The organism is Sphingobacterium sp. E70 (assembly GCF_019285695.1).
Taxonomy (GTDB): domain Bacteria; phylum Bacteroidota; class Bacteroidia; order Sphingobacteriales; family Sphingobacteriaceae; genus Sphingobacterium; species Sphingobacterium detergens.
The window spans coordinates 2651460-2664232 of the sequence record NZ_CP079104.1 but is presented as its reverse complement, the minus strand read 5'-3'; the positions used below and the strand labels follow the sequence as shown (position 1 = coordinate 2664232).

Here is a 12773-nt window from a genome sequence, read left to right as displayed (position 1 = left end):
TTTACCGATTTTGCACAGTTTTCTTCTGCTAGCGAATTAGCTTATACAGTTTTATTTTGTATACGGATGGCATTTAGGATCGCCAAGAGTGCTACCCCAACATCAGCGATAACAGCTTCCCAAAGTGTTGCAACTCCCCGGCACCCAAGATCAAGACAATAATCTTTATGCCCATTGCTAGGATGACGTTCTGCCAAACAATATTGCGGGTAATTTTACCAATTTTGATTGCGGATAAAATTTTATGGGGCTCATCATTTTGGATCACGACATCTGCCGTTTCAATGGTCGCATCTGCTCCTAATCCACCCATTGCTATACCTACCTGAGCTAAAGCTACCACGGGGCATCATTGACGCCATCTCCGGCAAAAGCGACATTGCGTCCTTCGTCAATCAGTCTCTGTACATGACTTACTTTATCTTCGGGTAGAAGGTCCCCGTAAGCTTTGTCAACACCAAGTTCCCTCGCGACCTCATCTACTACTGCTGTTTTATCACCGGACAACATGACCGTGTATAAGCCTCGAGCCTGCATAGCCGAAATAACCTCTTTTGCATCAGGCTTATTTCGATCTGCAACGGTAATGTAGCCCGCATATTGATCCGCTATGGCAATCAATACAATGGAATAGACAATTTGCTTTATTTCTTCCGGATAGCGAATGTTGAACTTGTCCAGCAATTTACTATTGCCAGCGAGGACAAGCTTATTGTTGATCGTTGCTTTGAGTCCATGGCCTGCGATTTCCTCAATCCCTTCAGTAATGAATGAGTTGTCTCCCGGATGGTAGCTAGCTATTGCCTTGGCAATAGGATGGGTAGAATTTGATTCAATGGCCTTGGCATAATCCAGTAATGTTGTCGCTTGTCCATTGACAGCGTGTACCTCCTTTACTTCAAAAACACCTTCGGTGAGGGTACCTGTTTTATCCATAACAATAGTATCAACTGTAGTGATGGTATCCAGGAAATTGCCGCCTTTGAATAGTATTCCATTTCTGGAGGCCAATCCTATTCCGCCGAAGTAACCCAAGGGGATCGAGACCACGAGTGCACAAGGACAACTGATCACCAAAAAGACCAAACTGCGGTAAAACCAGTCTCTAAAGCTATAGTCACTGACAAGGAATATAGGGACGATAAGTACCAGAAGTGCCAGCGCAAAGATAATAGGGACGTAGATTTTTGCAAACCTTGAGATAAAGAGCTGTGTTTTAGATTTGCGCGCTGTCGCATCCTGCACCATCTCCAATATCTTGCTCAATTTGCTGTCCTGAAACGAGCTGACTACAGTGATTTCAGCAACTGTTTCTAGATTTATCATGCCTGCGAAAACAGTGTCACCCTTATATTTGGTGTCCGGTTTGCTTTCTCCGGTTAGCGCTGCGGTATTGAACGCCGCCCGTTCATTGATCAGTCTACCATCCAGAGCGACTTTTTCGCCCGCTTTGACGAGGATAATTTCACCGATTTCAACCGTCTTAGGGTTGACATCCACTCGTTTTCCATCTCGCAAGACAGAGACTTTGTCCGGACGGATATCCAATAGTGATTTAATGGATTTTTTTGCGTTGTCCACCGCGGTATCCTGAAACCATTCGCCAATCTGATAAAATACCATGACAGCTACGCCTTCCTCAAATTCCCGTATTGCGAATGCGCCCAAGGTTGCCACGCTCATTAGAAAGAACTCGTTGAAGAAATCGCCACGCTTTGCTTTTCGAAAAGCCATTTGGATAACCGGAATACCTGCCAATAGGTAAGCAATGCCATTTAGAAGGAGAGAGGCGTAAAACGGAAGTGTGATCTTAAATGCGTACTTGAGTATCAGCAGTGTGATCAATATGATGAGCGCTATAAGGAGTTTGCGTTGTGAAATCCACCAAGGTGTATCTTTTTCTGTATGGCTATGCTCGTGATTGTGTTCGCACATATATCGAGGGGTCTATTAAATAATATAAATTTAGCTATTTTAAGCTTAAAAAGCGAGTGGAGGCTTAATAAAAATGGCAGATAAAGAGGCTTTCAAAATAGACGTACCATCAGTAAGACATTCGCCATGCTGAAATAGAAAAGGCTGTTTTTCATATATGAAAAACAGCCTTTTCTATTCAATAAATATAATTTTAGTCTTTTGAAGTACTTCCGATGATCATTTCTAGTATTGCGACAACAATGGCAAATAAGGCCGCAGTCCAAAATCCATCCACATTAAACTTGTCTCCAAGGAGTGAGTCTGAAAGCAAGACCATTAAAACAGTGATAATAAAGGAAACCAGACCCAGCGTTAGCCAGTTCAAAGGAAAGGTGAACAGCCTCAAAATAGAACCTACAGTAGCATTGACAAACCCGATAACCAATCCTGTGACAATAGCCCAGCCAAAACCAGCAACTTTTGCACCCGGTATAATCCAACAAGCGATTGCGACAATAACTCCGGTGAGTAAAAGACTAATAATAAATTTCATAATATGCGCTAATTTATAAACAGTGAATAAAGTAATAATATAAAAACTATCGTGCAAACGCGATGCCAAAATTTAATGTACAAATGCTGATAAACTGGTATTTCGTTTGCTCTTTTCTCACCCTTTGTCCGGATCTGCTTAGATCTTGTTCGGAAGTCAACGATTAATTCGCTACCGTTTCCTTATCGATTCAGTACGTGATCTATAGCGAAACGACAGAAAAAAGGGATAAGATTTACAAAGAAGGGCGTACTAAGAGTCATGCGAGGTTGAATAAGCCCCAAATAAGACTTGATAATGAGGAGTGTAAAGTTAAACCAAAAGCGAATCTTTGTGTCTATTTAAATAAATTGAAATCACAGAATATAAATGTATGCAAGCATAGTAAATATTTTGTATATTTATTTATATTAATAAATAAGAGACTAGCGATCGTTTTTTAGTTATAACTCATAAATAGTAGACCAATGAAGAAAATTATGATGTCATTCATCATGTTACTTGCTACAGTAACATTGTTTGCACAAACAGATCCGATCATCGGAAAATGGGAAAACCCAAGTGGTGAGGGGCGTGTGGAGATTTATAAAAAGGAGACAAATTTTTCGGTAAACTCTACTGGCTTAAATTTCCAAACAATGAGTCCGGACAGCCCAAGAAAGATGTGAAAAATCCTGACAAAGCGCTTCAGAGTAGGGCGGTTCAGGGATTGGAGATCCTGACCAATTTTACAAAAGACGGAAATACCTATGCGGATGGAAAAATCTATGATCCAAAAACAGGAAAGACCTATAGCTGTAAAATGACTTTAAAAGGTGATAAACTTGACATACGTGGCTATGTGGGGTCAGCTTATTGGGCAGGACTGAAACCTGGAAGAGGATAAACTGATAGGTACAAAGCGAGCAACCCAAAACCGACCTTCTTGATGGCAATGGTTTGGTATAAAAAGGCAATTTATTTCATTAGAATAAATTGCCTTTTGGTTTTGTGGAGGAATAACAGTATTTTCATCTGCAAATTATAATAATCGCTGTATGTCCGTAAAAATGTCGTATGTTGAGAACGTAAAACTTGCGCTGCAATCTATTGTAGGCAATAAACTTCGGACATTTTTAACAGCGTTGATTATAGCTATTGGGATGATGGCCCTGATTGGCGTGTTGACATCTATTGACGCCATGAAAAATTCCCTCACGGATTCTTTTTCCTCCATGGGCTCCAACTCATTCAATATTCGAAATCGGGGTATAAATGTTCAGATTGGTACCGGTGGAACTCGATCCAAGGTCTTCGCAAATATAACCTATGCCCAAGCATCCCGTTTCAGACAGAATTTTCATTTTAACGCGATAACCTCCATCAGTGCCAATGTCACCTGGAATTCGACCGTAAAATTTCAATCCAAAAAAACCAATCCAAATATTGGACTCATCGGGACAGATGAAAATTATCTTCAAACCTCAGGATATGTAGTCAGTGAGGGACGGAATTTCTCTGTTCGGGATGTGGAGACCGGTGGAGCCGTGATTATTATTGGTAGCGAGGTCAGTAAAATGCTTTTTAGTGAAATCATAGATCCAATAGGGCAATATATCACAGTCAATAACATTCGTTATCAGGTGATAGGCGTGCTGAAAAGCAAGGGTCCTCTGCAGGTATGGGGGCGATAGAGCGTGTTTTATCCCTTTGGTGAAAGCAAGATCTGTTATGCAGGTCGTGGAACCTTCCTATGTCATCACCGTTTCTTCTAATGATCCAATGCGATTAGAAGCTGCAATTGGAGAAGCTTCCATTGTATTTCGGAATATTCGCGGGCTATCTGCAAGACAAACCAATGATTTTGAGATTACCAAATCCGATGCTGTAGCACAAATGCTTATGCAGAATATGGCGATGGTGACCCTAGGAGCTGTCGTGATTGCTTTTATTACCCTTGTTGGTGCATCTATTGGATTGATGAACATCATGCTGGTGTCGGTTACCGAACGAACACGGGAGATAGGTATACGGAAGGCAATAGGGGCTACACCCAGTGTGATACGTAAGCAATTTTTGATGGAGGCCATTGTCATCTGTATGATGGGCGGCGTCGCGGGTATATTTATAGGCATCCTGATCGGTAATTTATTGGCCCTTCAGCTGGGTACATCCTTTATTATTCCTTGGGCAGCTATTATTCTTGGATTTGCAGTATGTGGTCTTGTGGGGATGTTATCTGGTTATTATCCGGCATCAAAAGCTTCGAAATTAGATCCCGTGGATGCGCTGCGTTACGAATAAACCAAATCTGTATTAAATTAATACATGTTGATCCCTATCAGTTGCTACATTTAACACTCCGCTGTCATGCTGCCCGTGACCCGAGGAGGCTTGCCAGTTATCTATTCCATGATGATGCCATTATTCGTTGCAAAAGGAAGGAAATGAAAGGGTGGTATAAATTTGTGCAAACGGTTTAATGTTATCAAAACATTGATTTGAGGTGAATTCTCAATAAACAGGCTGTTTCCACCAAAGAAAAACTGTAATATTGTATAAAAAAATAAATTCGAATTATGTACAATACATTACAACCAGTTTTACAAAAGGAATTGGAAGCAATCAAAGAAGCGGGATTGTATAAGCAAGAGCGGGTGATTGTTACCCCTCAAGGAGCAGATATTAAAGTGAGCACAGGGCAGGAAGTCATCAATTTTTGTGCAAACAACTACTTGGGACTATCTTCTCACCCGAAGGTTATCGAAGCGGCAAAGCGGGCCATTGATACACATGGTTATGGCATGTCTTCTGTACGTTTTATCTGTGGTACACAAGATGTACATAAAGAATTAGAAGCAAAGATTTCCCAGTTTTTAGGAACAGAAGATACGATTTTATATGCTGCGGCATTCGATGCGAATGGCGGTGTTTTCGAACCATTGTTTGGTGCTGAGGACGCAATTATTTCCGATGAATTGAACCACGCTTCGATCATTGATGGTGTACGTTTGTGTAAAGCGCAACGTTTCCGTTATAAGAATGCAGATATGGCAGATTTAGAAGCACAGTTGCAGGCAGCCTCAGGAGCAAGACACAAAATCATCGTTACTGATGGTGCATTCTCTATGGACGGATCAGTAGCGCCATTGGACAAGATCTGTGATCTTGCTGACAAATATCAAGCTTTGGTGATGATCGATGAATCGCATTGTACAGGTTTCATTGGTGCCACAGGCCGCGGTACGCATGAACTTTTCAACGTGATTGATCGCGTAGATATCATTACCGGAACACTTGGTAAAGCCCTTGGTGGTGCTTCTGGTGGCTTCACATCAGGTAAAAAAGAGATCATTGATTTGTTACGTCAGCGTTCACGCCCTTATTTATTTTCAAATACATTGGCACCAGCAATTGCAGGCGCTTCTGTTGCGGTTTTGGATATGCTGAGTGAGACAACCGCTTTGCGTGATAAACTTGAATCCAATACCAAATATTTCCGTGAAAAAATGACGGAAGCAGGATTTGATATCAAACCAGGTTTCCACCCAATCGTCCCTGTGATGCTTTACGACGCGAAACTTGCACAAGCTTTTGCTGCTAAGATGTTGGACGAAGGTATTTATGTGATCGGTTTCTACTATCCTGTTGTACCTCAGGGAAAAGCTCGTATTCGTGTTCAAATTTCAGCAGGACATGAGCTTGCTCACTTGGATAAAGCTATCGCCGCCTTTACTAAAGTAGGTAAAGAATTAGGTGTAATTAAATAAAATACACATAGTTATAAATTTTATGGTGCAAAATGTTTATCTTTGCACCCTGAATTTAAAAACAAATTTACTTGCTAGATGCAAAATATTAGAAACATAGCGATTATCGCTCACGTCGATCACGGTAAAACTACGTTGGTAGACAAAATCTTACACTTCACAAATCTTTTTAGAGACAATGATGGTACAGGTGATTTAATTCTGGATAATAACGATTTAGAACGTGAACGCGGTATTACTATTGTCGCTAAAAACGTTTCTGTTGAATATAAAGGAGTAAAATTAACGTTATTGATACACCTGGTCACGCCGATTTCGGTGGTGAGGTTGAGCGTGTATTGAAAATGGCTGATGGTGTTGTATTGCTAGTGGATGCTTTCGAAGGTCCAATGCCGCAAACACGTTTCGTTACACAAAAAGCATTATCCTTAGGTTTGAAACCTTTGGTTGTTGTCAATAAAGTGGACAAAGAAAACTGTCGCCCAGAAGAAGTATACGAAAATGTATTTGATTTATTCTTTAGCCTAGATGCTACAGAGGAGCAATTGGCATTTCCAGTATTATATGGTTCTTCCAAACATGGTTGGATGTCAACAGATTGGAAAGAAAAGAAAGAAGATGTATCTGAACTATTAGATGCGATCATCAATCACTTCCCACCTTCACCATTTGTTGAAGGTACATTGCAAATGCAGATCACGTCGTTGGATTACTCTACGTTCGTAGGACGTATTGCTATTGGTCGTGTAGCTCGTGGTATAATTAAAGAAGGTCAACCAATCTCCTTGGTAAAACGTGATGGTAAGATCGTGAAATCACGTGTAAAAGAATTGCATACATTTGAAGGTTTAGGCCGTCGTCGTGTACAAGAAGTTAAATGTGGTGATATTTGTGCTGTTGTTGGTATCGAAGGTTTCGACATCGGTGATACAATCGCTGATTTTGACAACCCAGAGCAATTGGAAGTTATTAGCATTGATGAGCCAACAATGAATATGTTGTTCACGATCAATAACTCACCATTCTTTGGTAAAGAAGGTAAATTGGTTACTTCTAGACATATTCACGATCGTCTACAAAAAGAATTAGAAAAGAACTTGGCATTACGTGTCGTTCCTACTGAATCTCCAGACGCTTGGTTGGTATATGGACGTGGTATCCTTCACTTATCTGTATTGATCGAAACAATGCGTCGCGAAGGGTACGAATTGCAAGTAGGTCAACCGCAAGTAATCTTGAAAGAGATCGACGGCAAGAAATGTGAGCCTATCGAGGTGTTGGTTGTTGACGTTCCTGCAGAAGTTTCTGGTAAAGTGATCGAGTTGGTAACACAACGTAAAGGTGAGCTTTTAGTGATGGAAACGAAAGGTGAAATGCAACATCTTGAGTTCGAAATTCCTTCTCGTGGTATCATTGGTCTACGTAACAACGTATTGACTGCTACAGCTGGAGAGGCTGTTATGGCACACCGTTTGAAAGGATACGAGCCTTGGAGAGGAACAATCCCTGGACGTTTGCATGGTGTATTGATCTCTTTGGATAAAGGTACAACAACTGCTTATTCTATTGATAAGTTACAAGATAGAGGTAAGTTCTTCGTTGATCCAGGTGTGGATATTTATGAAGGACAAATCTTAGGAGAGCACATCCGTGACAATGACTTAACGATCAATATTGTTAAAGGTAAACAATTGACAAATATGCGTGCATCTGGTACAGATGATAACACGCGTATCGCTCCGGCAATTAAATTCTCTCTAGAAGAATCTATGGAATATATCCAAGCGGACGAATACATCGAGGTTACACCACAATCTATCCGTTTGCGTAAAATCTACTTGACAGAAAATGAGCGTAAAGTAAACGCGAAAAAATTTCAATAGTAGGTAACTAAAGATTATAAGACAAAAGCCATCGAAATACTATTTCGATGGCTTTTTTAATATCAGCTTCTTTTTCTTCTTTGCCTTTATATAAATTGAATGGGACAAGCGATCGTATTGATTTTGTTTATTTGATAGACCAGATCACATCATTTTGTGTATCTGATCCGTTAAACTGCCGTTGCAAAGCCTCTTTTAAATTGCTTTCGTTGGTGCTATATTCGTTTTCGGATAAGCCCAGCGTTTAGGGATCTGGTTGTTGTTGGCATTTGCCGGACCTACATTGAACTCCGGTATACCAGTACGACGTTGCTCCAACCACGATTGATCCCTTCTGCAAGCGCAAATTGTACCTCAGAAGCTCCAAGCTGAATGGATGGTAAACCCGAAGGTGAAGCGAGCCAATAGTCAAAATTGATCATGGAAAGCTGGCCCTCGGTTGCTTGTTTCAGGAGGGTGCTTTGTAGGTCACCGGTCTTGCCACCCTGATAGGCCTCAAACGGTTTTGTCGGATCAAATGGTAAAGCAGAGGCTGGTAATGCCTGAACCAGCAATCGTGGATCCCGGGTTGTTTTTAGGATATCCAAGTAGGTTGCTCCCAAGGTATTCCGCACATCTTTTTGATAATCACACCATCAGTAGGCCAGAGCGGATAGGTATTGATAGCATTGTATTGCAACTGGAAATTGTCCCTATTATCAAGAATCAACGGGAACTTTGAAGGATTGGTCAACAACTCTGCAAATCGCTCTTTAATGCGTAGCGCAGGACTATCATCGGCGCGTTTGCTCAGGCTTAACAGTACACGCAGTTTCAGGAGTTGACCAACTTCTGCCATTGTTCCGTCTTTCCGTTATAGAAGAAATCACCCTCAAGTATAGTGCCTTTCTCTTTAAAACCAGCCAGTTCTGTATTGGCCTCCTCTAGCCAGGAGAGCACTTGCTGATACACTTCCAGCTGGGTATTGTACCGAGGTGCAAAGTTGTTGTTGGCCTCTCCCTTTAGCGCATCTGCCATTGGAATATCGCCAAACATTTCGGTTGTGCGGACAAAAAAATAGGCTTTGAAGAATTTGGCTAGCGTGAGGTACACAGCACCTAATTCGGGTGTTTTAGCCGCTTCGATCTCCATCCGATATACATCTCGTAGTACACCATAAGGTGTGTCAAAGGAACCTGTCGTCCAGCTGTATGGCTGCCCAGTATAATAGGCCTCATTTTGGGTCATGTACTGATTGTAACGATGGTCTTCGCTCCATGGGGCATCATGAGATCGCATTAATATACCTGTAAAGAGCAGTTTGGGGGCAGGATCATACACGGCTGCGGGATCCTTTTGTAGGTCTTCGATTTTTTTACAGGAGCTCAACGTGCTGCCAAAGAGCAATAAAAGTAAGACTGATTTAAAGTATTTCATGGTTGAAAATATCTTGATGTGTTAAAATCTTTAAAAAGTTGCATTAATATTTAGACCAAAGCTTTTTACCGATGGAGTCTGGTAATCCGAACTGGCGGCGGTAAATTGATCCAGATCCATGTTTTTGTGCCTTTTCCGGTAAAGTATAATAGATTTCGGCCGACGAGGGATACGCTTGCGCTACGTAAAAATCTAGCGTTTTTCAGTAAACTAGCCGGAAGGTTGTAGCTGAAGACAATTTCCCGTAATTTGACAAATGTCCTGTCTTTTGCACTAATCGGTCCGGATTGGTAATAATTGGTAGCCCAGTTTTGCCATAGAACGGGGATGTCGTTTGGTGCAAACTCCCGTGTATCAGAGATTATTTTACCATCTTGGTCTGTGCTCAATTGGCCTTTGACAATTTTTAGCCCCTCGGTCATGATCGAACCCTTGTAGTCTTTGCTGTCTCTGTTTTCCCAATCTTTTAAGCGATAGCTGTTGGCCGATTCAGGGTGAGTTCCTGAACCCCATTGTTTGGCATCCTGCACATTTTTGATCAATCCTCCAAAGCGGCCGTCGACTAGAAAGCTAAAGTTGAAATCACGGTAACGGAAACTGTTGCTGATACTTGCGGTGAACTTATTATCGCTGTATCCAATCTTGCTGACGTAAGGATTGTAGGCCGGCAGACCATTGGTTCCCACGATTAAATTCCCTTTTTCATCGCGTTGAAAATCATTTACATAGAAGCTGTCCCAGCGTTCTCCGATGCGTACATCCCTGATCGGGTCTGATGGCCATCTATATCGTGCAACCAGGCATGATTGGTCGATGCATTGACCAATACATTCCAGCTAAAGCGTTCACGTTGGATTGCTGTTGCGTCGATACTCAATTCGATTCCTTTTCGCAGTAAAGTCAAGCCGTTGGTTTGTCTTGCTTTTACACCTGAAGTGACCGATGTGGCTAGCTCGATGATTCGGGGACCTTCTAGGTTTCGGAATACCGCTAAATCTACGCCGAGACGGTTGTTAAAGAGACGGGTTTCCAAGCCGATCTCCGCAGTCTTTACACGCTCCGCTACGAGATCCGGATTCGGTAATACATCTGTATAGGTGACACCAGTCATGGAATTTGCCCAGCGACCATAATTAGTATAGGCTGGCAGAAGCTTGTAGATATCATATTGTGCCGTTTCATTGACAAAATCACTGGCAACATTTGCATAGGCACCGCGCACTTTCAGCGATGAGATCACTTTGGGTAAAGATACCATCTGCGATATGACGGCACTTAAGGAAGCAGATGGATAAAAATAGGTGTTATTTTTTATGGGCATGGTCGACGACTTATCAAATCGACCAGTCAGATTTAAAAACAGCATATTTTTGTAGTCAAAATCCACAAAACCATAGGCACTCCCGACTTGGCGCAGTGCACGGTCGTTGGTCGATACGGTTGGCATGACCGAATTGCTTAGATCATAAACTCCAGGGACAGTCAAACCTCGATCCGTACGGGCAAACAAAGATTTTGCACTTACTGTTCGTAAATTTCCGAATACCGACCCCGTGAAGCCGATGTCTTCTGAAATGCGGTTTTGATACTTTAATGAAACTTCGGTGTTATTTTCCCAGAAGGTATCGTACGTCTCTTGGTAACCACCGACACGGCTTCCGCCAATATTGTAATTGTATAAATTGGCCTAGATTGGAATTTTGATGGTTCGGTTCCTGTTCCAGGTACTTGCGCTGGTACGTGCATTGAAAGAGAGATGGCTGTTCCATTTGTAATTAGCGGAAACATAGCCGTAAATATCATCTTTATCATAAGTCCGTAGGTTTTCATAAGCTGTCATCCAAGGGTTGTCATATATCGTGTATTCACGATTGTACTGTTGCACATTTTCTTTGCCTGGTTGCCAATAGTTCCTCAGATCATTAATGTCATAGTCCGCGCCACCCCATAGTGTTAGGATATAAATGGGACTGTTTGGCCCATAGGCGATATTGGGGTAGTTTGGCGAATACTGTTTATTGTAATTGATGCTTGCGTCTATCCTCAATTTGCTTCCGGCATTGATCCCCCTGTTAAATTGATATTTGTGCCTCCGAGTTTTGTATTCGGTGTTGTGCCGCGTTGAAATAGCTGAGAAGCTGATAGGCGAATGTCCCCACGCTCCGTTTTACTTGAAATAGCAATATTGTTGGTGCTTAACAATCCATTTTGAAGGAATTTCTTCAAGTTATCCTTCCCACGAGCTTCCCAGGAAGCGGAACCAAAACGCCCGTTTTAGGATCGATGGGACTGTTGTACTGTGGGATAAGCTGCCCTTCAAATCGAGGCCCCAAATATTATAGTCATTGTCGTTTATTCCACCACCACGTCCATCTTTGAAGGCATATTGAAAATTTGAACCGGGACCGTATTCGGTTTGAATCTTAGGAATCGCATTGTATCCTGTTTGCAATTGTGTACTCGAGTTGAACTCTAGTTGAAAGCCCTTATCCTCCGTCTTCGCTCGTTTGGTCGTAATGACAATGGCGCCATTCTGTCCGCGATTTCCATATAAGGCTGCTGCATTCGCTCCTTTCAATACCGAATAGGATTCAATGTCGTCCGGACTAAGGTTCCAGGAGTCTGTATTGATCGGCATTCCGTCCACAACGATAAGAATATTGCTTCTTCCGCGTAATGTGATACCAGGGTCTCCAAATAGATTTGTGCTTGGCGTAATTGTCAGGCCGGATACTCGGCCAGCAAGGCCAGAGATCGCATTTGGTTCACGGGCTTTTACCAGATCTTTTCCTTTGATCTCCTGTACGGAATAACCGATGGCTTGCTTTTCTTTTTTTATACCTAAGGCAGTTACCACAACTTCATTGAGCGATTGTTGATTGGGAGATAGCGAAATCTGTAGAGGCCCCTGATTTGAAATAATAAAGCTTTTGGGAAGATAACCCATAAAACCTATACGTAAAGTGTCTCCGATTTGCGCCTGAATGGAAAAATTTCCTGCCTGGTCTGATGAAACTAATTTACTCAGATGAGAATTTCGAATGGTTGCGCCATGAATTGCATCCTGACTCACTGAATCAATCAGCTTTCCCTGAAATGTTTGGGATTGGGCAAAACCCTTTGCAGATAACGTCGTTAAGATACACGTGAGTACTGCAATTTTTGGTAGATGTAATGAAGGTTGATTAAACATGATCATTTTATACTTATGTCTGAAAACGTAAGCAATATTAAACTTTGTATATTAATACTAAA

Annotated in this window: 15 protein-coding genes and 2 pseudogenes; 6 read left to right on the top strand and 11 right to left on the bottom strand. The window is 41.8% G+C overall.

Going from position 1 to position 12773, the window contains the following annotated elements:
* Positions 1-91 precede the first annotated feature (91 nt).
* From KUH03_RS46175 to KUH03_RS19010, 3 genes are all read right to left on the bottom strand, one after another.
* Complete coding sequence (locus KUH03_RS46175) at positions 92-343, bottom strand: hypothetical protein (protein WP_306429639.1); 252 nt, start codon at positions 341-343, stop codon at positions 92-94.
* Positions 337-1935, bottom strand: coding sequence for a heavy metal translocating P-type ATPase (locus KUH03_RS19015; RefSeq protein WP_306429638.1), 1599 nt, complete (start codon positions 1933-1935; stop codon positions 337-339). The genes KUH03_RS46175 and KUH03_RS19015 overlap by 7 nt, the downstream gene beginning before the upstream one ends.
* A gap of 193 nt (positions 1936-2128) precedes the next feature.
* Positions 2129-2470 (bottom strand): phage holin family protein, encoded by a 342-nt coding sequence (locus KUH03_RS19010; RefSeq protein WP_257095798.1) that lies wholly within the window; start codon positions 2468-2470, stop codon positions 2129-2131.
* A gap of 467 nt (positions 2471-2937) precedes the next feature.
* On the opposite strand from KUH03_RS19010, the gene KUH03_RS46170 reads away from it, so the two are divergent.
* From KUH03_RS46170 to typA, 6 genes and pseudogenes are all read left to right on the top strand, one after another.
* Positions 2938-3138 carry a hypothetical protein gene (locus KUH03_RS46170; RefSeq protein WP_306429637.1) on the top strand — a complete coding sequence of 67 codons (201 nt, stop codon included), beginning with the start codon at positions 2938-2940 and terminating at the stop codon, positions 3136-3138.
* Positions 3123-3356 (top strand): annotated as a pseudogene (locus KUH03_RS46165) (DUF2147 domain-containing protein); the annotation flags it as partial. The gene KUH03_RS46170 and the pseudogene KUH03_RS46165, both read left to right, overlap by 16 nt.
* A 151-nt stretch (positions 3357-3507) precedes the next feature.
* On the top strand, positions 3508-4143 hold the full coding sequence (locus KUH03_RS46160; protein ID WP_306429636.1) for an ABC transporter permease: 636 nt from the start codon (positions 3508-3510) through the stop codon (positions 4141-4143).
* Positions 4144-4180: 37 nt separating this feature from the next.
* Complete coding sequence (locus KUH03_RS46155; RefSeq protein WP_306429635.1) at positions 4181-4753, top strand: ABC transporter permease; 573 nt, start codon at positions 4181-4183, stop codon at positions 4751-4753.
* Between the two features lie 275 nt (positions 4754-5028).
* On the top strand, positions 5029-6219 hold the full coding sequence (gene kbl, locus KUH03_RS18995; protein ID WP_257095796.1) for a glycine C-acetyltransferase: 1191 nt from the start codon (positions 5029-5031) through the stop codon (positions 6217-6219).
* Positions 6220-6297: 78 nt separating this feature from the next.
* Positions 6298-8102, top strand: a pseudogene (typA, locus tag KUH03_RS18990) (translational GTPase TypA).
* A 278-nt stretch (positions 8103-8380) separates the two neighbouring features.
* On the opposite strand, the gene KUH03_RS18985 reads toward typA, so the two are convergent.
* The 8 genes from KUH03_RS18985 to KUH03_RS18950 form a co-directional block, all read right to left on the bottom strand.
* Positions 8381-8716, bottom strand: a complete 336-nt coding sequence (locus KUH03_RS18985) for a SusD/RagB family nutrient-binding outer membrane lipoprotein (RefSeq protein WP_257095794.1) — start codon at positions 8714-8716, stop codon at positions 8381-8383.
* Entirely contained in the window at positions 8677-8940 is a 264-nt protein-coding gene (locus KUH03_RS18980) for a hypothetical protein (protein ID WP_257095792.1), read from the bottom strand. The genes KUH03_RS18985 and KUH03_RS18980 overlap by 40 nt, the downstream gene beginning before the upstream one ends.
* On the bottom strand, positions 8916-9470 hold the full coding sequence (locus KUH03_RS18975) for a SusD/RagB family nutrient-binding outer membrane lipoprotein (protein ID WP_257095790.1): 555 nt from the start codon (positions 9468-9470) through the stop codon (positions 8916-8918). Before KUH03_RS18975 ends, KUH03_RS18980 begins: the two co-directional genes overlap by 25 nt.
* Before the next feature lie 113 nt (positions 9471-9583).
* Positions 9584-10204 carry a hypothetical protein gene (locus KUH03_RS18970; protein WP_257095788.1) on the bottom strand — a complete coding sequence of 207 codons (621 nt, stop codon included), beginning with the start codon at positions 10202-10204 and terminating at the stop codon, positions 9584-9586.
* A gap of 35 nt (positions 10205-10239) precedes the next feature.
* On the bottom strand, positions 10240-11184 hold the full coding sequence (locus KUH03_RS18965) for a TonB-dependent receptor (RefSeq protein ID WP_257097105.1): 945 nt from the start codon (positions 11182-11184) through the stop codon (positions 10240-10242).
* A 21-nt stretch (positions 11185-11205) separates the two neighbouring features.
* Positions 11206-11565 (bottom strand): hypothetical protein, encoded by a 360-nt coding sequence (locus KUH03_RS18960; RefSeq protein ID WP_257095786.1) that lies wholly within the window; start codon positions 11563-11565, stop codon positions 11206-11208.
* The gene (locus KUH03_RS18955; RefSeq protein ID WP_257095784.1) at positions 11562-11744 is read right to left on the bottom strand and encodes a hypothetical protein; all 183 of its coding nucleotides are present in this window, start codon (positions 11742-11744) and stop codon (positions 11562-11564) included. Before KUH03_RS18955 ends, KUH03_RS18960 begins: the two co-directional genes overlap by 4 nt.
* A gap of 1 nt (position 11745) precedes the next feature.
* Positions 11746-12591 carry a TonB-dependent receptor plug domain-containing protein gene (locus KUH03_RS18950; RefSeq protein WP_257095782.1) on the bottom strand — a complete coding sequence of 282 codons (846 nt, stop codon included), beginning with the start codon at positions 12589-12591 and terminating at the stop codon, positions 11746-11748.
* Positions 12592-12773 lie beyond the last annotated feature (182 nt).